General features: G+C 69.3%; 22 protein-coding genes. 11 read left to right on the top strand and 11 right to left on the bottom strand.

Annotation, left to right across the window (positions count from 1 at the left end):
* Positions 1-12 precede the first annotated feature (12 nt).
* Positions 13-795, bottom strand: coding sequence for a helix-turn-helix domain-containing protein (locus DDE10_RS08910; RefSeq protein ID WP_114952416.1), 783 nt, complete (start codon positions 793-795; stop codon positions 13-15).
* A 137-nt stretch (positions 796-932) separates the two neighbouring features.
* On the opposite strand from DDE10_RS08910, the gene DDE10_RS08905 reads away from it, so the two are divergent.
* Positions 933-1,328: a hypothetical protein gene (locus DDE10_RS08905; RefSeq protein ID WP_114952415.1), complete on the top strand. Its 396-nt coding sequence runs from the start codon at positions 933-935 to the stop codon at positions 1,326-1,328.
* 82 nt (positions 1,329-1,410) lie between these two features.
* On the opposite strand, the gene DDE10_RS08900 is transcribed toward DDE10_RS08905, so the two are convergent.
* The 5 genes from DDE10_RS08900 to DDE10_RS08880 all read right to left on the bottom strand — a co-directional run bounded on the left by DDE10_RS08900 (position 1,411) and on the right by DDE10_RS08880 (position 10,073).
* Complete coding sequence (locus DDE10_RS08900; protein WP_432653723.1) at positions 1,411-2,733, bottom strand: MFS transporter; 1,323 nt, start codon at positions 2,731-2,733, stop codon at positions 1,411-1,413.
* A complete protein-coding gene (locus tag DDE10_RS08895) occupies positions 2,730-3,395 on the bottom strand; it encodes a hypothetical protein (RefSeq protein WP_162806508.1) in 666 nt (221 codons plus the stop codon). The genes DDE10_RS08900 and DDE10_RS08895 overlap by 4 nt, the downstream gene beginning before the upstream one ends.
* Positions 3,396-3,404: 9 nt before the next feature.
* A complete protein-coding gene (locus DDE10_RS08890; protein ID WP_284734541.1) occupies positions 3,405-7,652 on the bottom strand; it encodes a translocation/assembly module TamB domain-containing protein in 4,248 nt (1,415 codons plus the stop codon).
* Positions 7,653-9,617, bottom strand: a complete 1,965-nt coding sequence (locus DDE10_RS08885) for an autotransporter assembly complex protein TamA (protein ID WP_284734540.1) — start codon at positions 9,615-9,617, stop codon at positions 7,653-7,655.
* Positions 9,618-9,851: 234 nt separating this feature from the next.
* A complete protein-coding gene (locus DDE10_RS08880; protein WP_432653722.1) occupies positions 9,852-10,073 on the bottom strand; it encodes a hypothetical protein in 222 nt (73 codons plus the stop codon).
* 149 nt (positions 10,074-10,222) lie between these two features.
* Between DDE10_RS08880 and DDE10_RS23770 the strand changes: the two genes are divergently transcribed.
* The gene (locus tag DDE10_RS23770; protein WP_284734539.1) at positions 10,223-10,399 is read left to right on the top strand and encodes a hypothetical protein; all 177 of its coding nucleotides are present in this window, start codon (positions 10,223-10,225) and stop codon (positions 10,397-10,399) included.
* 30 nt (positions 10,400-10,429) lie between these two features.
* Here DDE10_RS23770 and DDE10_RS08875 read toward each other — a convergent pair whose 3' ends face one another.
* Entirely contained in the window at positions 10,430-11,074 is a 645-nt protein-coding gene (locus DDE10_RS08875) for a S24 family peptidase (RefSeq protein WP_114952411.1), read from the bottom strand.
* 51 nt (positions 11,075-11,125) lie between these two features.
* On the opposite strand from DDE10_RS08875, the gene DDE10_RS08870 reads away from it, so the two are divergent.
* A complete protein-coding gene (locus tag DDE10_RS08870) occupies positions 11,126-11,350 on the top strand; it encodes a hypothetical protein (protein ID WP_284734538.1) in 225 nt (74 codons plus the stop codon).
* A complete protein-coding gene (locus DDE10_RS08865) occupies positions 11,347-11,679 on the top strand; it encodes a hypothetical protein (RefSeq protein WP_114952410.1) in 333 nt (110 codons plus the stop codon). The genes DDE10_RS08870 and DDE10_RS08865 overlap by 4 nt, the downstream gene beginning before the upstream one ends.
* A gap of 31 nt (positions 11,680-11,710) precedes the next feature.
* Here DDE10_RS08865 and DDE10_RS08860 read toward each other — a convergent pair whose 3' ends face one another.
* Both DDE10_RS08860 and DDE10_RS08855 read right to left on the bottom strand, forming a co-directional pair.
* Complete coding sequence (locus DDE10_RS08860) at positions 11,711-12,526, bottom strand: hypothetical protein (protein WP_114952409.1); 816 nt, start codon at positions 12,524-12,526, stop codon at positions 11,711-11,713.
* Positions 12,526-13,725 carry a TIGR04063 family PEP-CTERM/XrtA system glycosyltransferase gene (locus DDE10_RS08855; protein WP_114952408.1) on the bottom strand — a complete coding sequence of 400 codons (1,200 nt, stop codon included), beginning with the start codon at positions 13,723-13,725 and terminating at the stop codon, positions 12,526-12,528. Before DDE10_RS08855 ends, DDE10_RS08860 begins: the two co-directional genes overlap by 1 nt.
* 101 nt (positions 13,726-13,826) lie before the next feature.
* Between DDE10_RS08855 and DDE10_RS23765 the strand changes: the two genes are divergently transcribed.
* The 4 genes from DDE10_RS23765 to DDE10_RS08840 all read left to right on the top strand — a co-directional run bounded on the left by DDE10_RS23765 (position 13,827) and on the right by DDE10_RS08840 (position 17,690).
* Positions 13,827-13,985 carry a hypothetical protein gene (locus DDE10_RS23765; RefSeq protein ID WP_284734537.1) on the top strand — a complete coding sequence of 53 codons (159 nt, stop codon included), beginning with the start codon at positions 13,827-13,829 and terminating at the stop codon, positions 13,983-13,985.
* Positions 13,978-15,330, top strand: a complete 1,353-nt coding sequence (locus tag DDE10_RS08850) for a putative O-glycosylation ligase, exosortase A system-associated (protein WP_114952407.1) — start codon at positions 13,978-13,980, stop codon at positions 15,328-15,330. The genes DDE10_RS23765 and DDE10_RS08850 overlap by 8 nt, the downstream gene beginning before the upstream one ends.
* 78 nt (positions 15,331-15,408) lie before the next feature.
* A complete protein-coding gene (locus DDE10_RS08845) occupies positions 15,409-16,494 on the top strand; it encodes a DNA topoisomerase IB (RefSeq protein WP_114952406.1) in 1,086 nt (361 codons plus the stop codon).
* Between the two features lie 11 nt (positions 16,495-16,505).
* Positions 16,506-17,690, top strand: a complete 1,185-nt coding sequence (locus DDE10_RS08840; protein ID WP_114952405.1) for a mechanosensitive ion channel family protein — start codon at positions 16,506-16,508, stop codon at positions 17,688-17,690.
* Between the two features lie 12 nt (positions 17,691-17,702).
* Here the strand turns inward: DDE10_RS08840 and DDE10_RS08835 are convergent, their stop codons facing one another.
* Together DDE10_RS08835 and putA are read right to left on the bottom strand one after the other, a co-directional pair.
* The gene (locus DDE10_RS08835) at positions 17,703-18,182 is read right to left on the bottom strand and encodes a hypothetical protein (protein WP_114952404.1); all 480 of its coding nucleotides are present in this window, start codon (positions 18,180-18,182) and stop codon (positions 17,703-17,705) included.
* Between the two features lie 202 nt (positions 18,183-18,384).
* On the bottom strand, positions 18,385-21,396 hold the full coding sequence (putA, locus tag DDE10_RS08830) for a bifunctional proline dehydrogenase/L-glutamate gamma-semialdehyde dehydrogenase PutA (RefSeq protein WP_114952403.1): 3,012 nt from the start codon (positions 21,394-21,396) through the stop codon (positions 18,385-18,387).
* Positions 21,397-21,501: 105 nt separating this feature from the next.
* Between putA and DDE10_RS08825 the strand changes: the two genes are divergently transcribed.
* The 3 genes from DDE10_RS08825 to DDE10_RS08815 all read left to right on the top strand — a co-directional run bounded on the left by DDE10_RS08825 (position 21,502) and on the right by DDE10_RS08815 (position 23,813).
* Entirely contained in the window at positions 21,502-21,957 is a 456-nt protein-coding gene (locus DDE10_RS08825) for an Lrp/AsnC ligand binding domain-containing protein (protein WP_284734536.1), read from the top strand.
* Positions 21,958-22,130: 173 nt separating this feature from the next.
* On the top strand, positions 22,131-22,586 hold the full coding sequence (locus DDE10_RS08820) for a MaoC family dehydratase (protein ID WP_114952401.1): 456 nt from the start codon (positions 22,131-22,133) through the stop codon (positions 22,584-22,586).
* A 45-nt stretch (positions 22,587-22,631) separates the two neighbouring features.
* The gene (locus tag DDE10_RS08815) at positions 22,632-23,813 is read left to right on the top strand and encodes an acetyl-CoA C-acyltransferase (RefSeq protein ID WP_114952400.1); all 1,182 of its coding nucleotides are present in this window, start codon (positions 22,632-22,634) and stop codon (positions 23,811-23,813) included.
* Positions 23,814-23,860: the final 47 nt, after the last annotated feature.

Raw genomic sequence — 23,860 nt, 5'->3', positions numbered from 1 at the left:
CTAGAAATCGCTCTAGGACCTGAGGGCCGCCGCCGTTTCCTCGTCGGCCGGGAAGAAGGCCTCGATCGCGATCTCGGAGAGCGTCACCTCGACAGGCGTGCCGAACATCGTCGTCGTCGAGAGGAAGGACAGGCGCCCGCCATCGGCCTCGAGGGTCAGCGGAACGGCAATGCCGCCGAAATCGCCGCCGCCATGGCCGCCGTCGCCGCCGGGATAGGCCTGCAGCTCCTCGGCAAGGCCCTGCAGCACGGGATCGCCGGACGCGGCATACTGGTCGCGCAGCCGCTGGACGAGATGAGCCTTCCACTCCCCGAGATTGACGATCCGCGGCGCAAGCCCCTCGGGATGCAGGCTCAGCCGAAGCACGTTCATCGGCGGCGCCAGCAGATGCGGCGACACGCCGGCGAGGAAGGGCGCGACCGCGCCGTTGGCGGCGACCAGGTTCCAGTGGCGATCGACCGCCAGCGCCGGAAACGGCTCGTGGCCCTTGAGGATGAGATCGATCGCGCGCCGCGCCGGCGCCAGTGCCGGATCGTCGAGCGGGCGCTCCGGAAATTGCGGTGCCAGACCGGCGGCGACGAGCATGAGGTTACGGGCACGCAGCGGCAGGTCCAGCGTCTCGGCGAGGCGCAGCACCATCTCTCGCGAGGGCCGCGAACGGCCGGTCTCGACGAAGCTGAGATGACGGGACGATATCTCGGCTTCGAGCGCGAGATCGAGCTGGCTCATCCGCCGCATCCGCCGCCAGCGGCGAAGCTGCTCGCCGAACTCCGAGTGGGTGAGCTGCATCGTCATGTCCCTCCTGATGCCCGCTCTAGCGCTGGAATTCCGCGCGCCGCCATTACCTCCGACGTAATCGACTTGCCTCCCTCTCCGGCGCACATCGTCGCCATCGAACGGCGGATCGGCCGCCGAAGACCAAGGAGGCGAATATGCAACCGACGACTTTCCTGAAGCGGGTCCTGCTGCTCGATGCGGCGAGCTGCCTCGGCATGGGCGCCCTGCTCGCGGCCGGGGCGGGGGCGCTGGCGCCCTTGTTCGGGCTCGATCGTGCCTTGCTGTCCGGCGCAGGGATCGCGCTCATTCCGGTCGGCCTGTTCATGCTGTGGACGGGGACCCGGGCGGTGCCGCCGCGGCCGGCCGTCTATCTCATCGTCGCGGGAAACCTGCTGTGGGTGCTCGAGAGCCTGCTCGTCCTGCGCGGCGCGGAAGCGGCCACCGGCTTGGGCACGGCATTCGTGCTCGTCCAGGCGGCAGCCGTCGCCGGCCTGGCAATGCTGGAGTGGATCGGCGTCCGGCGCCTCGCTCCGGTCGCGGCACGGGGGTGAACACCGCGCCTTCCTGAGCAGATTGGACACCCACTGCCCTACCCTCCCCCTCACGGGGGAGGGTATCCGGGCGTCGACCCCGTCAATCCTCCTCGATCAGCGAGTGCCGCTTCGTGTCGCGCATGGTCAGGTAGACGATCAGGGAGAGGCCGATCATCGCCGTCACGTACCAGTAGAAGCCGCGCTCCATGCCCTGGTCCTTGAACCACAAGGCGACATATTCGGCGGTTCCGCCGAACATCGTGTTGGCCAGCGCGTAGGGGAGCGCCACACCGAGGGCGCGGATATGGGCCGGGAACAGCTCCGCCTTCACTACCGCGTTGATCGAGGTGTAGCCGGTGACGATGATCAAGGCGGCGCCGACGAGGACGAAGGCGGCGATGGGATCTCGCACCTGCTCCAGCGCGGTGAAGAGCGGCACGGTGAGCAGGACGCCGAAAATGCCGAAAGTCGCCATCACCGGCTTGCGGCCGACCCGGTCCGACAGCGCCCCGGAAAGCGGCTGGAGGCACATGAACAGGAACAGGGCGACCGTCATCACGCGGCTCGCCGTCTCGCGGTCGAAGCCGGAAGTATTGACCAGGAATTTCTGCATGTAGGTGGTGTAGGCGTAGAAGGCCAAGGTGCCGCCGGCGGTCAGGGCCATGACCAGCAGCGCTTCCTTCGGATGATCGCGGAACAGGCTGGCACTGCTCGACCGCGGCGCATCGGACCGCCGCGCATTCTCGAAACTCTCGGTCTCAACCAGCCGGCGGCGGATATAGAAAACGATGACCGCCAGCACGGCGCCGATCGCGAAGGGGATCCGCCAGCCCCAGGCTTCGAGTGCCTGCTCCGACATGAGGAGCTGGAGCAGCAGCAGCACGGACAAAGCGATGAGCTGCCCGGCGATCAGGCTCACATATTGGAAGCTGGAATAGAAGCCGCGGCGGCGGCGACCGGCCATTTCGCTCAAATAGGTGGCGCTGGCGCCATATTCGCCGCCGAGACTGAGCCCCTGGACCATCCGCGCGACCGTCAGGATGACCGGAGCGGCGGCGCCGATCGCGGCATAGGTCGGGGTCAGCGCGATGGCGAGCGAGCCCAGGCACATCAGGGTCACGCTGAGGCTGAGGCCGGCCTTGCGCCCGTGCCGGTCGGAATAGATGCCCATGATCCAGGCGCCGATCGGCCGCATGACGAAGCCGACGGCGAAGATCGCCGCGGTGCTCAGCAGCTGAGAGGTCTGATCGCCTTCGGGAAAGAAGACCGGCGCGAAATAGAGGCCGAAAGCCGCGTAGATATACCAGTCGTACCATTCGACGAGATTGCCCGCCGACCCGCCGATGATGTTGCGCAGCCGCTGGCCGACGCTCATCGGCGTCCGGGCGGCATCGTCGGCCGCCGCCGGAGCAGGAGCGGTCATCCCGTCGTGCATGTCAAAGCCGAGCCGTTCGGCAGGCGCTCGATGCCGATCGACGGCAGCATCCCCTCTCCCTCCATTTCCCGGAACTCGCCGACCGGCGGAAGCGCGAAGCCGTTGCGGGAGAGAATCTCGCGCGTCCGCTCCGGCGAATCGGCAAAGCGGATACGCCGGCCGGCGACGTCGCTTTCCTCGTAGAAGTCGAACTCGACCGCGGTCACCTCGAGGCCGTGCCAGACCCCGCGCAGGGGCAGCCCGGCGCTGACATGGCGCAGATGGCCGCCGGGCTCGAGCGGCTGGACCCTGCGCACGAAGCGGGGCGCGATGGGCTCGGCAAAGCCCGGCACCGCGACTGGACGGCCGCGCGACGCCTCGAACGTCTCCGGATCGATGACGACGATCTGCTCGAAGATCGAGGCGAGCGGCTGGCCGAGCTCACATTCCGGCGACAGCGTCAGGATTGCGGCCAGATCGCGCGGGGAGGACGGATCCGGCGCGATCGCTTCCGGCGAGGGCGAGGGCGAGGAGGGCGAAGTTGCCGCGGTCTGCGCCGGTCCATCGCCCCGCGGCTGCGCCGGTCGGCGTCCATCGAGGAAGAGCAAGGTCAGCCCGGCGAGCACGATCAGGCCGCCGGCGACTGCCACCCAGACTCTCCTGCCGCGCATGCCGTCCCCTCAATAATCCCGCGAGACGCGCAGATTGACGCTTTCGCGGCCGATCGTCGAGATGCTCGACAGCAAAGAGAGCCAGCGGGTGATCTGATATTCCACCGTCGTCGCGGAATAGCCGCGGCCGTCGGTCACCACCTCCACATAGACGCGGCGTCCAAGATATTTGCCGGCGGCGAGCTGGGTACCGATCCCCTGGGTGACGTCGGCGGGCAGGACGCGGAGCCGATCCAGCCCGACCGAGCGGCGAAGGGCGTTGATCGGGTCCAGACCGCCGCCGGGGTTGTTGAGCGACGCCACCGCCGAGGCCAGCTGGACCGCCTCCGGGGCCGATAAGGACGTGATTGAGGTTCCGAACAGGATCCGGGAGAGCAATTCGTCCTGCGGCAGGGCCGGCGTGCTGGTGAAGGCGATCTCCGGACGCTCGCTGCTGCCGCTGACCCGGATCTGGGCGTTGAGCCCGCGCACCCGGGCCTCGGCGGCGATGTCGAGCTGCGGGTTGACCGGCGATTCGCCCTGGAATCGGATGTTGCCGCGGATGAGATCGAAGCGGCGGCCCGCGAAATCGTAGGTGCCGTCGATCAATTCGGCCGAGCCGGTGATGCGGGGCTCGGTCACCGTTCCGGCCACGCGCACGTCGGCGCTCCATTCGCTGTTCATGCCGAGGCCGGTGACCATCATCCGGTTCGGAGCGCTGACGTCGAGCGCCAGCCGCCAGGGTGCGACCGTGCGCGCGACCGGAGGCAGATCGGCATCGATCCGGTTGATCTCGCGCACGTTCAAGCGCGGTACCTGCGCCGCCGAGGTGGCGCTGCCGAGACGGAAGCGGCCCTGATCGACCCTGAGGCTGCCGGAGATGGTCCCGCCCTCCCCATCCGAGCGGATGGCGAGATCGCCGGTCACCGCAGCGCGGATGTCGTCGCGGTCGAGCAATCGGGCCGCCTCGGCGCGGACGTCGAAGCTCATGCCGACGCCCCTCCCGACGCCGAAATCGAGCATCCCGGTGCCGGAGACCCGGCCGCCGTCCGGGGTGGTGGCGGCGAAGCGCTCGATCTGCAGGCGCGAGCCGCCGAACCGCCCTTCCGACTGCAGATTGTCGAGAACCATGCCGGTGACGGCGCTCTCGAGGCGGGCACCGGCGGTGCGCACGGAACCGACGATCACCGGATTTTCGAGGGTGCCGCGCATGTCGGCGCCGATCGCCGCCGGTCCGCTGAGATCGAGCAGCTCGATTCCGGTCAGCCGCCAGAGCGTGTCAGCCGGCCCGTTATAGCGCAGCTGCGCCCGCATCGGGGCGCGAGACAGCCGCTCCATCAGTCCGCCGGCCTGTCCGATCGGCGAAATCCGCGCCTGCGCGCGTCCGATGGTCCGGCCTTCGCTGACCGCCACCGCCCGCATCGCCGCATTGACCCCGTCCAGCCGCGCGTTGAGACCGAGATCGACGGGCCGCGACGACAGGACCAGACCGGCGCGGGTCAGACCGCGGACGCGCAGATTGGCCTCGCCGGCGGGGGGCGCCCCGGCCCCTGCGGAGCGGTAGCGGACCATGCCCGAAGCGATGCCGCCGAGCCCGAGCTCGGGATAGGCGATGTCGAGCACGCCGAGCGGCATCGAGTCCAGGCGAGCGTCGATCTCGGTGCGCTCGCCGAACAGTCCGGCCAGGCTGGCCGTGCCGCCGGCGAAAGTGAAGCGGGTCGGCTCGAGCCGCCAACCTTCCGGCGTGCTGGTGAGGATGGCGGCTGAGACCAGCTCAAGCGGGCGCCGATCGAGCGTGCCGCTGCCGCTGATCCGGTAGCGGCCAGGCGCCACGTCGGCGAGCGCGTCGAAGGCGAAGTCGCGGCCGCGCGAGCCGGCGACGCGAGCGCGGACCTGGCCGACCCCGGCGCGAAGGCTGGCGCGGGCGTCGAGGCTGGCGATCGACAGCGGGCCGCGGCTGACGCCGCGCGCGACGATTCGGCCCTCCACCGAGGTGCCGGCGGGATCGAGCAGGACGACTCCCTCGATCGTGCCGCGGCGCATGACGATCGGCGGCGGCCCGACGAAGCGCGCGTCCGCGGCGGCGAGATTGACGGCGATCCGCTGGACCGTTCCCGCGGGGCTGAACAGCAGCCGCCCGTCCAGCCCGCCGCCGGCGACGTCGAGCCGGCCGGTGAAGCCGCCGGGATCGGAGCGGAGCGCGCCGACCGCCCGCGTTCCGGACACGTCGAGCGCCACGACCTGGATCGTCGCCGGCTGACCGGACGGCAGCAGGATCGCGCCATTGCCGGTGAACGGCCCGAGCGTCGAGCCGCCGGCCGCCCGCCAGGCGAAGCCCGCGTCGCTGGGGTCGAGCTCGATCAGGACGTCGGCGAGGCCGAGCGCGTCGACGGGGCTTTCCAGCCTGATCGCCAGCTGCGGCCGCTCGATCCGTCCTTCGAGATTCAGACTGAGCGGGCCGTATTCGGCATGACGCCCGCTCGCCTCCAGCGAAAAGGTGCCGTCGCGGCGGCGCAGCCCCTGCGCCGCCAGAGCAAGGTTCGGCGCACCGACCCGAAGGTTGGAGAAGCGGACGATCCCGTCCGGGCCGCGTACCCAGGCGGTGTCGAGCCGCGGAAGGCCGCCGGCCACCCAGGCGAGGAAGCCATTGTCGAGCCGCCGCACCTGGGCGCGCGCGTCGCCGCTGACGATGGTGCCGCGGCCGCCGGGACCCGGCACGGCCCGGAGATCGCTGGTGACGTCGACGAGACCGAAGCCCGGAACGAGATATTGGGGCAAGGCCGCGTCGGCGGTGACGAGATAGACCCCCGTGCGCAGGTCGACCTCGACATTGGCGAACCCGCGCAGGCGGTCCGAGCGTATCGCGAGCCGCTGTCCGGTGAGCTGCCGCGCGGTCACTTCGAGCGCGCCCTCGAGCCGGAGATTGGCAAGGATGTTCCCGGCGACGTCACCGGCGCCGGTGACCCTTCGCGCCGTGGCGAGGACCGGCACCCGGACAGGCGTGCGCGTCAGACGTCCGCGACCGGTGGCCCGCACCTCCTCGAACCCGGTCTGGTCGAAGGCGACGCGCGGCGCGGTGAGGCGATAGACGAAGTCGGCCTCGCCGAAGCGGCCGTCGAGCAGGCCGGTGAGCCGGACCTGGCGGCCGGTCATGTTGCGGAACAAGGCCGGCGGCTGCAGCAGCTCGGCGGCGACCGCGACCTCGTCATAGCGGCCGCGCCCGAAATCGACGGCGCCGCGAGCCTCGGCGCGGAGCGCGGCGGTGCGGACCGACAGGCGCCCGTCGAAGCGGCTTTCGTCTACCGTGCCGGCCGCATTGAGCAGCATGCGTTGCGCGCTCAGCCGCTGGAGCTTGCCGCGCAGGAAAGGCGCCGGCGCCGCCCAGCCGCGCAAGCGAAAGCGGCCTTCGTCCATGCCGAGCGCGATCTCGGCGGTGCGGCGGCCGGAAATGTCGAGCAGGCCACGTCCGCGCCAGCGAGCCCAGCTGCCGTCGCCCTGGACGTCGAGCCGGACCGGGCGTCGCGTCCCGAGCATCGCACCGGCGACACCGTCGGCCGGCGATCGGACCCGAGCCTCGAGGTCGAAGCGGTCGCGCTCCGGTTCGGCATCGAGCCGCACGCGCAGGAGGTCGCCGCCGGGCATGTCGGCCGCTCCAGACGACTCGCGCACCCGCACCTCCAGCCCGATCAGCGCCCGGCCACGCCGGATCTCCGCCTCACCGGCGAGGCTGCCGGCGCGCTCGCGGCCGGTGACCCGGCGGCCGATCCGAAGCAGGTGAACGTCGAGGCGGCCGACATGGATGTCGTAGCGCGGAAGGATCGGGCCGGGCTCCTCGGGCTCGATCAGCTCGGGCAGGCGATGGAGGATGACGAGATCGGATTCCAGCTCGTGGATCAGCAGCCGGTTGAACAGGAAGGCGATCGGGCGCCAGTCCATGTCGATCGCCGCCGATTCGGCGAACAGTCCCTCGGGATCGTAGAGGCGCACGTCCCTCAGCCGGGTCTCGCCCCAGATCGATCCCTCGATCCGGCCGATGCGGATGCGAAGACCGGAGGCCGGGGTCATCGCCGCGATCCGGTCGACGATGAAGCGGTGGCCCGGCCCGGTATCGAGGAACGCCATCAGGGCCGCCAGGATCGCGGCGATGCCGAGCGCGACGACGACGATCAGCTTCGCCGCCCCCGACAGCCAGCGGCGCCAGAAACGCCGCCGCGGGGGTTCCGGCTCCGCCAGTGCCTCGGACGGCGCAGCCAGCGGATCGGGGACGGCGTCGCTCACCTAGAAGGCCTGTCCGAGCGAGACGTAGACGGCGATTCGCGGGTCGCCGCGCTGTGGATTGATCGGCGTCGCGAGGTCGACCCTGATCGGGCCGAAGCGGGTGTGGTAGCGGGCGCCGATGCCGGCGCCGAAGCGGAGATTGTCGAACCGCGGCCAGGGCGAGGTCGAGATGTTGCCGCCGTCGAGAAAGGGGACGATCCCGAAATTGCCGACGCGGATGCGCGCCTCGATCGCGAACTCGGCGAGGCTGCGGCCGCCGATCGGATCGTCGAAGACCGGGTCGCGCGGCCCCAGCGCCTGGAAACCGTAGCCGCGAACCGATCCGCCGCCGCCGGCATAGAAGCGCCGCGACGGAGCGATGCGATCGCGGCTGGCGCCGAAGATGGTGCCGAGCCGGGTGCGGCCGGCAAGCGTCACCCGATCCGACACCGGCTGGTAGAAACTGCCGTCGATCTGGGCACGGGCATAGAAGAAGCTGCCGGACTGGAGCGACGCCTCGGGGGAAAGCCGGCCGGAGAGGCGGAAGCCGGACGTCGGGTCGAGCAGATCGTTGGAGCCGTCATAGCCGAGATAGGCTGGGATCGCGCCGATGAAGAAGGTCCGGCGCCGCGTCGTGCCGGTATCGAGATCGACGTCGCGCTCGTCGGTCGCGGTCAGCTCGGCGCCGAGCGACCAGGTCCATTTCTTCTGCCAGATGATGTTGCTCTGCCGCTCGATGCCGCCGGCGAGGACGAAGGTCCGGGCATTATAAGCCGGCCGATCGGTATGGGCGGCGGCGATCTGGGCGTTGAGCACCTGATCGCGTCGGCCGAAATTGTTGCGCCTGAGGATCGCCGAGACGAGCTGCTCGCGCGTGCCGAGGACACCGCGGAAGGTGACCGCCCCTTCGGGTGGAAGCAGGTTGCGGTGCTGCCAGCTCGCCTCGATCCGCACGCCCTCGCCGGTGCCGTAGCCCGCCTCGCCGGCTATCGTGCGCATCGGCGCCGGCTCGATCGCGACGGCGAGGTCGACGAGATCGGTGCCCTCCCGCGCGACCGGCCGGATCGTCACCGACGAAATGAGGCCGGTCTGGACCAGCGCCTGGCGCAGATCCTCCACCCGCGCCGCGCGGTAGGGATCGCCCTCGTCGAACCGGGCGATCGTCTCGAGATGGCCGGCGCTGAACAGCGGCGTGCCCTCGACGATGATCCGTCCGAACCGACGCGTCCCCTGCGGCCGCACCGGCATCACCAGGATGGCCGTGCGGCTCTCATGGTCGACGGTGACTTCCGGCGCCTCGACCTCGGCGAAGGCATAGCCGCGCCGGCCGAGCTCGCTGCGCAGCGCTTCTTGCGCCGCCTCGACCCGCTGCGCGTCGACAGGATCGTCCCGCGCGACGCCGAAAGCTTCCCGGAGCGCCGGCGCATCCCCTCCTGTAGCTTCCTCCAGGCCCGGCAGCCGTATCTCGGCGAAGCGATAGAGCGGCCCGGTTTCAGCGACGAGGATCACCGAATAGCCGGCAGCGGGTGCGGACTCGACCCGGGTGGTGACCAGAGCATCATAATAGCCGTGAGCGCGCAGCAGCTCGCCGAGCAGCTCGGCATCGGTGCGGGCACGGCGATCGATCTGGGCAGCATTGGTCGGGTCGTCGCGATATTCCTCCAGCGTCGACAGCTCGCGGAACTGGGCGAGCAGCGATTCGGTGGCAACTCCGTCCAGCCCTTCGATCCGATAGGCGTAGCGCCGGTCAGCGGCGGCATCCGCGGCCGCCGGATCGGGTGTGTCGGCGATCCCGCTGCCGGGCGCCTCTTCCATGTCGGGCCAGTCGACCTCGAGATCGGGCCAGGGCTCGAGCGGCGCCGAGGGGTCGAGGGGTGCCGCGAGATCGGAGAAAGGATCCGACGCCGGCGGCTGCGGGGCCGTCTCGAGGTCGTCGGCTGCCGGCCCTGCCTGCGCGGCGGCCGCGGCCGGAGAAGAGAGGAGCATCAGAGCAGCCAGGGAAGCCGCCGCACGTCGCCCCGCAACGACTTGCAACATATAGCGAATCCTAGGGCAATTCGAAGCCGCCGGGAACACCCGCCGAAATGCGAATCGCACGCGTCGAAACCATTGCTGAGATGACCCGCTCTCGCGGCTGCTCTAACCCCTGGCGCAAGGGTGCGCCAGCGACGAATAAGCTCGCTTATCCATGCCTTGCGCCCGGCGGCCCAGGCCGGCGGGTCAATGGAGGGTGGCTGCGTCCGGGCCGGCCGCCAGCAAGGCGATCATCCGTCCGATCTGCCGCCAGCGACAGAAATGGATGACGTTGCCGCGCTCGCGGCTCGCGTCGGCGCGCGCGGCCGCCTCGGCGCCGGCATGGTCGCCGAAGCGCGCGATCAGGTCGGCCGCCTCGGCTGCTGCCGAGCGGTCGGGGAGATGGACGTGAGGCTGCAAGGGCTCCACCCGATAAGCTGTGGTCGGATCGACCTAGCCGGCGTGGGTTGCGAAAGCGCGGATGGCCATGCTCAACACAGGGTAAACCATGTGAGCAGCGGGGGTCGACCGGCGAGAATCCGCTGGCCGCCCGGAACGGCCGCTGCCATGGAGCCGCCATGACCGCATCTCCGAAACGCACGCCTATGGCCGGCGGCGCCCTGCTCGCAGCGTCGATCTTGCTGGGGCCGGTCGTCGGTGCCTTCTTCGGGCAGCCGAGCATCGGCCTGCTGGTCGGCTTCGGCGTCGGCCTCGTCCTTCTCCTCGTGGTGTGGCTGGTCGATCGCCGCCGCTGAGTGGAGGTCCGATCGCGGCCGACCCGGCGATCAACCGATCCGCCCGCCTGCCCAGACCACCCGGCCGACGACGTCGAGGGCTCCGATCGGGCAATCGGGCCATCCCGGGTAGGCGACATTGTCGCTGCGGATCGAGACGGTGCGCTCGGCCGGATTCAGCGCGACGCGCTTCACCACCAGGCTTTCGTCGATCCTCAGGACATAGACCCCGTCGCGCAGGCGTCCGGCCCCGTCGGCCCGGTCGACGAGTATCTCGTCGCCGTCTTCCAGCAGGGGCGTCATCGAATCGCCCTGGACCCGGATGATCGAGAGCTGGTCGGGGCCGCCTCGCGCGAGCCGGCGCAGCCATTCGCGGTCGAAGGCCAGGTTCGGGCGGACCTCGACTCCATCGGAAAAGGCCCCCGCGCCGGCCGCGGCGGCGGCATCGTAGCGCCCGACCGCCACCAGGCCGGCGGGCGCACCGGCCGCGGGCCCACCGAGAAGCGCCTGGTCGACGCCGAAATAGCGGGCGAGGATCCGGCGGTCCTCTTCGGCGAGCCGCCGCGGACTGCCGCGCTTGATATATTGCTGGACATAAGCGGGGTTGCGCCCGAGCAGCCGGGACAGGCCGGAATAATCCTCCCCTCTTTCCTCGATCAGTTGCTGGAGCGCGGACCGCGCCTCCTCATCGGTCATGCCGTGTTTGTACTATAGGATTTTTCCTAGACAAGTAGGAAATGCGCTCAGATGCTGGAACGTATCGGGAACATCGATTCGGAGGGCGCCATGGAGATCCGACAGCGTATCGAAATCTATCTGAGGCAAAGCGGGATGAAGCCGGCCCGCTTCGGCCGCGAGGTGCTCAACGACCCCGGCCTGGTCTTCGATCTGCGCAACGGCCGAGTGCTTCGAGCGCGCACCCGCCAACGCCTGATCGACTGGCTGGATGCGCGGCCCGGGACAGCCAAATGAAGACGGGACGCCCAGGGACCGGAGACCGTCTCGTCCGCGCGCTTCGCTCCGTCCTCGCCGCCGACAATGATGTCATGGTGGAGGCGGAAGCCTTGGAGAGCGAGCGCTGGTCCAGCATCACCTTCGCGGGCGAGCGGCACCGCCTGCGCCTGTCCATCGCCGGTCCGGGCGCCAGCGAAGCGGCGGACAAGCTGTCCGCGACGCTTGCCGATCTCGATCCGGACATGCCCGGGCAACTGCTCGTCGAGATCGGGCTGGCGGCGAGGGAGAAGGTTCCCGACGGCAGCGTCCGGATCGTCCTGAACGCCGTCACCGTCGAGAATGGGTAGGCCGTTTGCGCGACGGCAGTCCGCTGCGCGATCAGCCCTGTCGAGAAGCGAGGCGCTGCAGGCTTTCGATCGCGCTCTGGAGACGATCGTCCGCAGAGCCGGAATGCGCGTCGGGCGCCGGCGGAAGGGACGAGAGCGACGGCGCCTGGCGGCGTCGTGCAAGGCCCTGCTCGAGGCGGGCCATCAGTTCGGCGATGCTGCCCGGCTCCTCCGCGACGGGTGCGACCGTAGCGGCGGGACGCGCAGGGAGGGACGAAAGCCGCTCGGGCGGCGGAGTGGGTGGGACTGCCGCCACGACCGCCGAACGCTGCGGCAAGGACGGCGGTGCCGGCTCGACCGCCCCGAAGTCGTGAAGCGAGAGCGGCGCCTCAGGCGCAGGAGCCGACGCTTCGTCTGCGGGCGTCGAGGGTTCCGGCGCGAGCGGGCCGGGCTCGCCGAGGTCCCAGTTCGCCATCAGCGGCGGACGCGGCGGCGCGTCGGGGTGGAAATCGCGGCGCCGGAGGCGAGGCATTTCCGGCTCTTCGTAGGTCTCCACGGGCTCGCGCCGCTCGCTGCCGGTGCCGGTGCCCATCCGGTCCAGCCAGCGGAGCAGCAGGAAGGCGATCGTGAAGACGGCGACGGCCCCGGCCGCGCCGATACCCATCCTTGCCTTGAGGCCGAGCGGCGGCTGGGCCGCCGTCAGCAGCGAGGAAAGGCCGGTCGACTCGACGAGACCGGAGAGCAGATCGGGCGGGGCGGCGAAAGCGAGGAAGGCGACCGAGAGTCCGGCCAGCGCAGCCACCGGCACGTCGAGCGCATAGCGCCCGCCGCCGGAGACGAGGTCGATGAGGGGCCGCGGAGCGAACATCAGGACTTTCCCGTGAGCCTTTGGTAAACCGGAACGTAATTGGAAATGTTTGACGACCAGTTACGCTCTCGCTCGACGAAGGCCCGGGCGGCCGCACGGCGGGGCTCCCAGAGGTCGCGGCGCTCGAGCAGGCCGGCGAGCGCATCCGCGATGGCGGCCGGGTCGCCTGGGGCGAACAGAGTTCCGGTGACCCCGTCCTCGATCAGCTCCCGGTGCCCGCCTACATCGGAGGCGGCGACCAGCTTGCGCTGCGCCATCGCCTCGAGCGGCTTCAGCGGAGTCACCAATTCGGTCAGGCGCATCGCCTTGCGCGGATATGCGAGGATATCGACGAGCGCGTAATAGAGCTCCACCTCCGCGTGGGGGACGCGGCCGGCGAAGCGGATCCGCTCGGCGACCGGAGAAGCGGCCGCCTGCGCGCGGAGGTCCGCCTCTATCGGGCCGCCGCCGACGAGTAGCAGCCGTGCCTTCGGACGAAGATCGACCAGGCGCGGCATCGCCGCGATGAGATCGTCCAGGCCCTCATAATCGTAGAAGGAGCCGATGAAGCCGATCGTCTCGGAATCGTCGAGGCCGAGACGGCGGGCGAATTCGGGATCGGCCTGCGGCGGCTCGCCGAACAGATCCATGTCCACCCCGTTCGGCGAGACCAGCACCTTGTCCTCGTGGATGCCGCGCCCGACAAGATCGCCGCGCAGCCCTTCGCAGATCACGGCGACCGCATCGGCGCGGCGCGCGGCACGAGTCTCGGCGAGCCGGGTGAGGCGGTAACGCACCGATCCCTCGCGCCCCGTGCCGTTGCCGACCGCGGCATCCTCCCAGAAGGCACGTATCTCGTAGACGAGGGGCAGGCGATGGCGACGGGCGACCGGTAGCGCCGCGAGCGCGGTCAGCACCGGGGAATGGGCATGGAGCAGGTCCGGCCGCCAATCCCGCACCAGCGCCTCGAGACGGCGGCGATGCGCCTGCACCTCGCGCCACTCCCGCAGCGGCGAAGGCGCGGACGGCGGCGCCGACGTACGGTGAAAGACGATGCCATCGGCCACTTGCGGATCGGGGCCATCGGCGGTGTGCCGCGGACCGGTCAGGCAGGCCACCTCCCAGCCTCGCGCCATCTGCGCCTTGACGATGGCGCGCGTCCGGAACGCGTAGCCGCTGTGCATCGGTAGGCCGTGGTCGAGGACATGCAGGATCCGCATCGCCCGGCTCTTGCCAGCTTTGGCTTAACGGCCCGTCAACCGCGGCCCTCTATCAGCGGTGCGCGCACCATGGTGCCAGCCAGATCCGGGGAATGCGGCCGATGATCGACAGTTTCGCGCTCGCACTGACCCACGGGTTGATGCTGCTCGCCGCCTGGCGCCTGCTCTCGCGCCCGGATCTCGACGACGACAGCGTGCCGCCGCCCTCCGGCCCCGCCCGGACCCGCTGGTCCGATCTCGGGAGCGACGGGGGTGCGTGATCTCGCCTTCGTCGGATTCCTGGCGGCGTTGCTGGCGCTCGGCCTCAAGCGGCCGTTCCTGTTCGTCCTCGCCTATCTCTATGTCGACATCGTCTCGCCGCAACGCCTGTCCTACTTCCTGCTCAACAGCATTCCGATCTCGATGATCATGGCCGCGCTGGCGCTCGGCACCTGGTTCTTCATGGACCGCAAGAAGGATTTCTCCATCGCACCGCGGCAGTGGATGATGCTGATGCTGCTCGGCTATTGCGCCCTGACCACCTTCCATGCGGACATGCCGGTCGAGGCGCTGACGAAATGGGACTGGGCGTGGAAGGCGCTTGCCTTCGCCATCTTCCTCCCGCTCACATTGCACAGCAAGCTGCGGGTGGAGGCGGCGTTGCTGTTCATGACGCTCTCGGCGGGCCTCATCATCATCGTCGGCGGAATCAAGACCGCCCTGTCCGGCGGCGGCTACGGCGTCCTCAACCTCATGGTCGACAACAATAGCGGCCTGTACGAGGGCAGCATCATCTCCACCTTCGCGATCGCTTTGATCCCGATCATCCTGTGGTTCGCGCGGTTCGGGACGATATTCCCGCCCGACTGGCGGGTGAAGACCTTCTGCGCCGGTCTCGTCTTCGCCTGCCTGCTGATGCCGGTGGGCACCCAGGCGCGAACCGGGCTGGTCTGCATCGCCGTCCTTGCCGTGCTGATGCTGCGCGACGTCAAGCGCCGCATCCTCTACATGGCCGGAGCCGGGCTGCTCGGCCTGGCGGCGATCCCGTTCCTGCCGCAGAGCTTCACCGACCGGATGGGCACGATCCAGGGCTACCAGGCGGACCAGTCGGCCAATACCCGCCTCGCCGTCTGGGGCTGGACGCTGGAATATGTCCAGACGCGGCCGTTCGGCGGCGGCTTCGAGGCCTATCTCCAGAACCGCATCCAGGTGCGCACCGTCGACGAGCAGGCGATGGGCGAGGTCCAGATGGTGAGCGCGCGCACCGAAGCCGACGAGGGCCGCGCCTGGCACAGCGCCTATTTCGAGATGCTCGGCGAGCAGGGCTATCCCGGACTGCTCCTGTTCCTGATCATCCATGGCGGCGGCCTGATGCGGATGGAGATGCTGCGAAGACGCTATCGCGATCGGGAGGGCGACATGGCGTGGGTGGCGCCGCTGGCGACGGCGCTTCAGCATTTCCAGATCGTCTACCTGATCGGATCCCTGTTCGTGGCGACGGCCTTCCAGCCCTTCATCTGGATGGCGGTGGCGGTCCAGATCGGCTTCGACCGGGTCGTCGCCCGGCGCGAGCGGGCGAGCCTGCGCCGGCCCTTCGTACCAACCGCCGCCACGGCGGCGACCTGACCTCCATCGGAGGGGGAATGGGTCCTGCTTTCCGGCGCCGGCGGAACCGCGGGCCTTGCCGTGCTTTGAGCCTCGGCCATGAACCAACCCGGCGGCGGCCTCTGCTATGTCGACGACGCGTCGCCCGGGATCACCCGCAAGCGCCGCGGGCGCTATTGGCAATATTTCGGGCCGGGCGGAAAGCGGATCACCGACCGCGACGAGATCGACCGACTGAACGCGATCGGCATGCCGCCGGCCTATGAGAGTTGCTGGTTCTGCCCCAAGCCGAACGGCCACATCCAGGCGGTCGGCTACGATGCCAAGGGGCGCAAGCAATATCGCTACCATCCGGCCTTTCGCGAGCAGCAGGACAATCTGAAATATGAGCGGCTTGCCGATTTCGGACGGGCGCTGCCGAAGCTGCGCAAGCGGGTCGAGGCCGACATCAAGGGCAAGGCGACGAGCTGCGAGGCGGTGATCGCCGCGGTCGTGCGCCTGATCGACGAGACCCAGATGCGTGTCGGCAACGAATCCTATGCGAGGGAGAACAAATCCTTCGGCGCCACCACCTTGCGCAATCGCCACGCCAAGGTGAAAGGCGGGCGGCTGCACGTCACCTATGTCGGCAAGCACGGCGTCAAGCGCACGGTGAGCGTGACGGATCGCAATCTCGCCCGGATCGCGAGGCGCACCCAGGACCTGCCCGGACAGCATCTGTTCGAGTTTCTCGGCGAAGACGGCGAGCCGCGGCCGGTCAGCTCGAGCGACGTCAACGAGTATATCAAAGCGGCAACCGGCGAGGAATTCACCGCCAAGGACTTTCGCACCTGGGGCGCCAGCGTCATCGCCTTCGAGGAGATGGTCCGGCGCGCCCGCAAGAGCGGCCGCGTCCGCTTGAAGAGCGTGATCGCGCCGGTCGCGGAGGCGCTCGGCAACACGCCGGCGATCAGCCGCAAATCCTACGTCCACCCGGCGCTGATCGAAGCGGCCAAGGATGCCGGCGCGATCGGGGGTACCCGGCTCCCCCGATCCACCAAATATCTGAGCGCCCCCGAGCGCGGCTTCATCGACTTCCTCGACGCGCTCCCGGCCGAGCAGGCGATCGCCCGTTGCAAGGCCGGCAGTTCGGGCGGCAAGAAGGCGGCACGGGGCCGGGTGGCCGGGAAGGCGTCCAGCCGCTAGGAACGCCGCCCATGACCAACCGCAGCGCAGGCGCCGGAGCCCCGGCGCTCGACCTCTCCGAGCAGACCGAAACCATCGTGCAGGAAAGCACGGCCTGGTTGACGGGCCACAGCCTCGACATCGCCATTGCCGGCGCCGCCGGCCTGGGCGTGGCGCTGGTGCTGTTCGGGATCCGCACCCTCGGCTGCCGGCTGATCGCCGGCGGTTCGGCCGAGCTCAAGTGGCGGATCGTCTTCGCCCGCGTGCTGGCGCGCACGCGCCCCTATTTCATCGCCGCCACCTCGGCGGCCCTCGTCGCCGAGATCGCCGAGACGCCGCCGACCATTCTTCGGCTGATCCAGATCCTGTTCGTCGTCGCCTCGGCCTTCCAGGCGGCGATCTGGGGGCGCGAGCTCATCCTGGGCTATGTCGAGCACAAGGTCGGCGCCGAGCCGGACCAGAGCAACCTCGGCTCCGCGGTCGGCATCATCCGCCTGCTCGTCACGGTCGCCTTGTTCGCGATCGCCGTCATCGTCATCCTCGACAATCTCGGAATCAACGTCACAGGCTTGGTCGCCGGACTCGGCATCGGCGGCATCGCGATCGGCCTCGCCGCTCAGGGCATCTTCTCCGACCTGTTCGCCGCGCTCTCGATCATCTTCGACCGCCCGTTCCGCCGCGGGGACTCGATCACGTTCGGCACGACCACCGGCACCGTCGAGCAGATCGGCCTCAAGACGACGCGTGTCCGATCGCTGACGGGCGAGGAGGTGGTGATCTCCAACGCCAAGCTGCTGGATCAGCAATTGCAGAACTGGACCCTGCTCCAGCGGCGGCGGGTGGTGATGCATTTCGGCGTCGTCTACCAGGTCACGCCCGACATGCTCGCGCAGATCCCCGAGGAGTTGAAGGCGATCGTCGAGCGCCAGCCGCTCGCCAGCTTCGACCGCGCCCACGCCTTCCAGTTCGGCGACTCGTCGATCGACTTCGAGCTGGTCTTCCACGTCGAGACCCCGGACTATACGGAGTTCATGACGGTCCGGCAGGGGATCATGCTCGATATGATGCGGCGCTTCGCCGAGTTGGGCGTGGACTTCGCCTACCCGACCCAGACCACCTTCACCGCGGCGCCCGACGGAAAGCTCGTCATGCCCTATCCGCACGTCAGGATGCTGGCGGAAGCGGACGGGGAGGAGGGCTCCTCGGAGCCGCGGTAGGAGATCCGAGTATCAGGCCGCCTGGTCGAGCGGCTGAGCCTCGAGCATCCGTTCCCAGTTCGCGATGGTGATGGCGTCGAGATACTGCCGCTGCATTTCGGGCGTCAGCACCTCGACCATCTGACAGCCTTCGACCCACATCTCGATGACGCCGAAGACGCCGCCGCGCAGGCAGACGCGCGCTTCCCAGCCCTCGCGCCGGGCGATCGCGATCACGGTATCGGCATCGAGGTTGGTCGCCATCGCCATGTGCACCGGATTGAAGCGATGGGCGGGGCCGGCGAAGCCGAAGGCGCCGTCGCGGCCATTCTCGCGAAGCTCGGTGCCGCGCGGATAGACCTCGATCATCGTGCCGCGGTCGTCGCCGGCGAGAGCGACCCAGCTGCCGTCGATGACGGACGGGAAGGGAAAGGCGCGCCCGCCCCATATTTCGGCGAAGACGTGGGCGACGTGGCGCGGATCATCGGCGTCGATGGAGAGATGGAAAAGCATCGGAAAAATCCCTGGCATGAAGGTGATGGGACGCCGATGACGGAGGCCGCACCGTGCGGCGACGGCTATGTGACGGGGCCGGAGCGAGGCGCGACGAGGATGCGCCCGCTGCGGCGAAAGTGGTGGATCAGGCGACGAAGAGTGTCCCAGTATCCCACGCGCTGCGCGGGCGGCGCCCTTCCTCTCCCGAAGAGAGAGGGAATTAGAGGCCGACATCCTCGAGGCTGAGCAGGGTGGCGTTTCCGCCGGCACTGGTGGTGTCCGTGCTGGTCACCCGCTCGGCGCAGAAGCGCGGCAGATAATGCGGGCCGCCCGCTTTCGGGCCGGTGCCGGAGAGCCCCTCGCCGCCGAATGGCTGCGAGCCGACGATGGCGCCGATCATCGAACGGTTGACGTAGAGGTTGCCGACGGTCGCCGCCTCCTCGACCGCTTCCGCAGCGCGGGCGATACGGCTGTGCAGGCCCATGGTGAGCCCGAAGCCGGTGGCATTGATCCGCCGCACCGTCTCCTCGAGCGCGCCGGCCTTCCAGGTGGTGACGTGGAGCAGGGGCCCGAACCATTCCCGCCTCAGATCCTCGATCCGGTCGAGGCGAATCATCGTCGGCGGGACGAAGAGCCCCTCGGAAGGCGCCGGGATCGTCTTCAGCCAGCGGGCCTCCTGCTCGGCCCGGTAGCCCATCAGCCGGTCGAAGGCGCCTCGATCGATCACGGGGCCGACGTCGGTCGCCGGGTCGGACGGGTCGCCGACGACGAGCGTGTCCATCGCGCCTGCCAGCATCTCGAGCGTCCGATCGGCCACGTCCTCCTGGAGGACGAGCAGACGCAGCGCCGAGCAGCGCTGGCCGGCCGAGCGGAAGGCCGAGGTGACGACGTCCTGCACCACCTGCTCCGGCAAAGCGGTCGAATCGACGATCATCGCATTGATGCCGCCGGTCTCGGCGATGAGCGGGATGATCGGCCGGTCGTCGTCGGCCAGCGTCGCCCGGGCGATGCGCTTGGCGGTCGCGGTCGAGCCGGTGAAGGCGATGCCGGCGATGCGCGCATCCTCGACCAAAGCGGCGCCCATGTCCGGCCCGCCGGCGGCGAGAACCAGAGCATCCTCGGGGATGCCGGCGCCGTGGGCGAGCCCGACCGCATAAGCGGCGATCTCCGGCGTCTGCGGGGCCGGCTTGGCGACGACGCTGTTGCCGGCGGCCAGGGCGGCGGTGACCTGGCCGAGGAAGATGGCGAGCGGAAAGTTCCACGGCGCGATGCAGACGAAGACGCCCCTTCCCTCCATCCGCAGCACGTTGCGCTCGCCGGTCGGGCCGGGCAGCTCGATCGGCCGCAGCCCGGACCGGGCCTGGTTCGCATAATAGCGGCAGAAGTCGACCGCTTCGCGCACCTCGGCAAGCGCGTCGGGAATGGTCTTCTTCGCCTCCTGGACGGCGATCCGCATCAGCGCGTCGCGCTCGCGCTCGAGCAGGTCGGCGAGCCGGTCGAGACAGGCGGCGCGATCATCGACGCTGCGGGCGGACCAGGCGGCGAAGCCGCCGAGCGCCTGGCCGACCGCCGCCCGCGCGGCGGTACGGCAGGCGTCGGCATGCTCGCCCGCCGAGTTGACGGCAGGCTGCCAGTCGAGCGGGCCGGCCACGGCCGCGGCGATCCGGCGGAGCTCCGGACGGTCGTTGAGGTCCAGCCCCTCGCTATTGCCCCGACTGGGCTGGAACAGGTCCGTGGGCAGCGGGATGGACGGGTGGCGGCTGCCGCCTATCGCGGCGATCTTGGCGACCGGATCGGCGAGGATCTGCTCGTCGGTCAGGCTGGCATCGGCGAGCTGATGGACGAAACTCGAATTGGCGCCATTCTCGAGCAGCCGCCGGACCAGATAGGCGAGCAGATCGCGATGGCCGCCGACGGGGGCGTAGATGCGGGTGTGATAGCCCTGCTCGCGGACCAGCGTCTCGTACAGGCCTTCGCCCATGCCGTGCAGCCGCTGGAACTCGAAGTCGCGGCTCTCGCCGGCCCATTCGAGCAGAGTGGCGACGGTGAGCGCGTTGTGGGTCGCGAAGGCGGGATAGATGTGCTTCGCCTTCAGCATGTCGCGCGCGCAGGCGAGATAGGAGACGTCGGTCGCGGCCTTGCGAGTGAATAGCGGATAATCCGGGAGACCCTGCTCCTGGGTCCGCTTGATCTCGGTGTCCCAATAAGCGCCCTTGACCAGCCGCACCGCCATCCGCCGGCCGGTGCGGGCGCCGAGCGCGTCGGCCCAGGCGATGACGGGGCGGCAGCGCTTGCCATAGGCCTGGACCGCCATGCCTAGCCCGTCCCAGCCTTCGAGCGCGGGCAGCCCGGCGACCGCCTCGATGATGTCGAGGCTCATCTCGAGCCGCTCGCTTTCCTCCGCGTCGATGGTGAAGCCGATGCCGAGGCCGGCGGCGAGCGTCGCCAGCGCTTCGACCTTGCCGATCAGCTCCGGCACGCACCGTTCATATTGCGAAACCTCGTAGCGCGGATGGAGAGCGGAAAGCTTGACCGAGATGGAATGGCCCTCCCGGGCGACCTTGCCGACCGCCCGGATCGCGTCCTCGTAGGATTCGAAATAGCGGTCCGCGTCCGGGAAGGTGCGGGCGGCCTCGCCGAGCATGTCGAAGCTCGCGGTGAAGCCCTTATTCTCGCGCTTGCGCATCCGCTCGATCGCCTCGCCGATCGTGCGGCCCATGACGAATATCTCGCCCATCATCCGCATCGCGGCGCCGACCGCCTGACGGACGAAGGGTTCGCCGACGCGCCCGATCAGCCGCTTCAGCGCGCTCGCCTGCTCGCTCTCGCTGACCAGGGCGCGTCCGATGACGAGGCCCCAGGTGGCGCTGTTGACCAGGCCGGAATGGGAGCGCCCCTTGTGCGACCGCCAGTCGCCCCCGCCGAGCTTGTCGGCGATCAGACTGTCGGCGGTCTCCGGATCGGGCACGCGCAGGAAGGCCTCGGCGAGCGAGAGCAAGGCCACACCTTCCTGGGTATTGAGCCGATATTCCTGGAGGAACTGGTTGACCCAGCCGCGCGACTGGGCGTCGCGAAGGTCCGCGAGCATCGCCCGGGCGCGGTCATCGACGCGCCGTCGCGATTCGCCGTCGAGCGAGGCGTCGCGCAGGAGCGGCGCCAGGACCTCGGGCTCGGGCGCGCGATGGAGACGGGACAAAGCGGGGCGGACGGCGGCGGGATCAGACAGGGTCATGTGGACGGATTAGCACGGGAGGCGCCGAATGAGTGCCGCAAGATACGGTTGATTCCAGCGCTCTGCCGCATGAAATGCGGGTCCTGGCCGCTTCTGGAGAATATCGTGATCGACGAAATGGACCGCAAGCTGCTCCGGGTTCTGCAGGCCGAGGGGCGCATCACCAACCAGGAGCTGGCCTCGCGCTGCGCCATCTCCCCGTCCGCATGCCTCGACCGGATGCGGCGGCTCAAGGAACGCGGCTATATCAGCGGCTATGCGGCCCTGCTCGATCCGGAGAAGCTCGACCAGAGCTTCCTGGTCTTCGTCGAGGTCGTGCTCGACCGCACGACCGGCGACGTGTTCCGGCGATTCAGCGCCGCGGTCGCCGAGCGTCCCGAAATCCTCGAATGCCACATGGTGGCGGGCGGCTTCGACTATCTGCTGAAGCTGAGGCTCAAGGATATGGCCGCCTACCGCAAGTTCCTGGTCGACGTGCTCGCCGAGATACCCGGCGTGCGCGAGACCCGAACCTACGCCGTCATGGACGAGGTGAAGAGCACGACGGCCCTGCCCATCTGAATTCGGCGCCGATTCGCCGGAAATCGGATGCGCTGCCCTCGCCAGCGCCCCGGACCCATCGCCGCATCGCCCGATGCCGTAGCGTCAGGCGAAATGCGGCACGACGGGGGCTTGAGTGTCGCCGCGACGGGGTCCTATGCGGTGCTCGGACAGCGCCAGCGGAGGGACGCTCAATGCCGGTCGCCAGCATCGACGAGATAGGCGCGAAAGTCGGCAGCGAGGTCGGCGTCTCCGACTGGATCGCGATCGACCAGGCGGCGATCCTTGCCTTCGCCGACGTGACGCAGGATCATCAGTTCATCCATGTGGATCCGGAGGCGGCCGCGGCGACGCCGTTCGGCGGGACGATCGCCCACGGCTTCCTGACCTTGTCGCTGCTGAGCCGGATGGCGGCCGACGCGATGCTGACGCCGCGGGACATGCGCATGGCCGTCAATTACGGGTTCGACAAAGTCCGGTTCCTGGCGCCGGTCCATTCCGGGCGACGGGTCCGCGGCCGCTTCCGCCTCGCCGCCTTCGACGAGAAGAGGCCGGGGCAGTGGCAGGTCGTGCACAATGTCACGGTCGAGATAGAAGGCGAGGACAAGCCCGCCTTGATCGCCGACTGGATCGGCATGGTATTCGTGTGATTTTCCCTCTCCCCCGAAGGGGAGAAGAGCTCAGAAAGGACCGTCATGGCCAATCGTGAAGCCGTCATCGTCTCCACCGCCCGCACGCCGATCGGCAAGGCCTATCGCGGCGCGTTCAACGCCACCCCCTCGCCGACCCTGGCCAGCCACGCGATCAAGGCGGCGGTCGAGCGGGCGAAGGTGGATCCCGCGGAGATTGACGACGTCATCATGGGCGCCGCTCTCCAGCAGGGCGTGCAGACGACCATCGGCCGAACCGCGGCGCTTCGTTCCGGCCTTCCGGTCACCGTTGCCGGCATGTCGATCGACCGGCAATGCGCGTCCGGGCTGATGGCGATCGCGACCGCGGCCAAGCAGATCATCGTCGATCGGATGGACGTCATGGTCGCCGGCGGCGTCGAATCGATCAGCCTCGTCCAGACGGCGGAGATGCGGATCGGGCCCGATCCCGAACTGCTGTCGATGCACAACGGCATCTACATGCCGATGATCAACACCGCCGAGGTGGTGGGCAAGCGCTACACGGTGAGCCGCGAGCGGCAGGACGAATATGCGCTTCGATCGCAGCAGCGCACCGCCGCCGCCCAGGCCGCCGGCAAGTTCGACGACGAGATCGTGCCGGTCACCGCCAATATGGCGATCAAGAACAAGGAGACCGGGGAGACCTCGATGCGGGAAGTCACCCTCGCCAAGGACGAGGGCAACCGTCCCGAGACGACGATCGAGGGGCTTCGAGCGCTCCAGCCGGTGATGGGGCCGGAGGCGATGATCACCGCCGGCAATGCCAGCCAGCTTTCCGACGGCGCCTCCGCCTGCGTGCTGATGGAAGCGGGGCTCGCCGCCGAGCGGGGGCTGCAGCCGCTTGGCCGCTATCTCGGCATGGCGGTCGCCGGCACCGAGCCCGACGAGATGGGCATCGGACCGGTATTCGCCGTTCCCAAGCTGCTCAAGCGCTTCGGCCTCACCGTCGACGATATCGACTTGTGGGAGCTCAACGAGGCCTTCGCCGTCCAGGTCCTCTATTGCCAGGATCGGCTCGGCATCCCGGACGACAAGCTCAACGTCAATGGCGGCGCGATCGCGATCGGCCATCCCTACGGCATGTCCGGCGCGCGACTGACCGGGCACGTCCTGATCGAGGGCCGGCGCCGCGGCGCCCGCTATGTCGTGGTGACGATGTGCGTCGGCGGCGGCATGGGCGCCGCCGGCTTGTTCGAGGTGCTGTAGCGGCGCCATGATCCGGCGCTCCCGTTCCCGGAAACGGGAGGGGGCGC

Origin of the sequence: Sphingosinicella terrae (genome assembly GCF_003347635.1) — a bacterium.
Taxonomy (GTDB): domain Bacteria; phylum Pseudomonadota; class Alphaproteobacteria; order Sphingomonadales; family Sphingomonadaceae; genus Allosphingosinicella; species Allosphingosinicella terrae.
This window is presented reverse-complemented; position numbering and strand designations above follow the sequence as displayed.

What these genes read in the sequence shown, in the direction of transcription:
- DDE10_RS23765 (WP_284734537.1), top strand. Translation starts at nt 13,827, where the DNA reads ATGATCGACAGTTTCGCGCTCGCACTGACCCACGGGTTGATGCTGCTC.
- DDE10_RS08895 (WP_162806508.1), bottom strand. Translation starts at nt 3,395, where the DNA reads ATGCGCGGCAGGAGAGTCTGGGTGGCAGTCGCCGGCGGCCTGATCGTG.
- DDE10_RS08855 (WP_114952408.1), bottom strand. Translation starts at nt 13,725, where the DNA reads ATGCGGATCCTGCATGTCCTCGACCACGGCCTACCGATGCACAGCGGC.
- DDE10_RS08900 (WP_432653723.1), bottom strand. Translation starts at nt 2,733, where the DNA reads ATGACCGCTCCTGCTCCGGCGGCGGCCGACGATGCCGCCCGGACGCCG.
- DDE10_RS08875 (WP_114952411.1), bottom strand. Translation starts at nt 11,074, where the DNA reads ATGACCGATGAGGAGGCGCGGTCCGCGCTCCAGCAACTGATCGAGGAA.
- DDE10_RS08835 (WP_114952404.1), bottom strand. Translation starts at nt 18,182, where the DNA reads ATGCTTTTCCATCTCTCCATCGACGCCGATGATCCGCGCCACGTCGCC.
- DDE10_RS08910 (WP_114952416.1), bottom strand. Translation starts at nt 795, where the DNA reads ATGACGATGCAGCTCACCCACTCGGAGTTCGGCGAGCAGCTTCGCCGC.
- DDE10_RS08840 (WP_114952405.1), top strand. Translation starts at nt 16,506, where the DNA reads ATGACCAACCGCAGCGCAGGCGCCGGAGCCCCGGCGCTCGACCTCTCC.
- DDE10_RS23770 (WP_284734539.1), top strand. Translation starts at nt 10,223, where the DNA reads ATGACCGCATCTCCGAAACGCACGCCTATGGCCGGCGGCGCCCTGCTC.
- DDE10_RS08815 (WP_114952400.1), top strand. Translation starts at nt 22,632, where the DNA reads ATGGCCAATCGTGAAGCCGTCATCGTCTCCACCGCCCGCACGCCGATC.
- DDE10_RS08905 (WP_114952415.1), top strand. Translation starts at nt 933, where the DNA reads ATGCAACCGACGACTTTCCTGAAGCGGGTCCTGCTGCTCGATGCGGCG.
- putA (WP_114952403.1), bottom strand. Translation starts at nt 21,396, where the DNA reads ATGACCCTGTCTGATCCCGCCGCCGTCCGCCCCGCTTTGTCCCGTCTC.
- DDE10_RS08860 (WP_114952409.1), bottom strand. Translation starts at nt 12,526, where the DNA reads ATGTTCGCTCCGCGGCCCCTCATCGACCTCGTCTCCGGCGGCGGGCGC.
- DDE10_RS08865 (WP_114952410.1), top strand. Translation starts at nt 11,347, where the DNA reads ATGAAGACGGGACGCCCAGGGACCGGAGACCGTCTCGTCCGCGCGCTT.
- DDE10_RS08885 (WP_284734540.1), bottom strand. Translation starts at nt 9,617, where the DNA reads ATGCTCCTCTCTTCTCCGGCCGCGGCCGCCGCGCAGGCAGGGCCGGCA.
- DDE10_RS08870 (WP_284734538.1), top strand. Translation starts at nt 11,126, where the DNA reads ATGCTGGAACGTATCGGGAACATCGATTCGGAGGGCGCCATGGAGATC.
- DDE10_RS08820 (WP_114952401.1), top strand. Translation starts at nt 22,131, where the DNA reads ATGCCGGTCGCCAGCATCGACGAGATAGGCGCGAAAGTCGGCAGCGAG.
- DDE10_RS08845 (WP_114952406.1), top strand. Translation starts at nt 15,409, where the DNA reads ATGAACCAACCCGGCGGCGGCCTCTGCTATGTCGACGACGCGTCGCCC.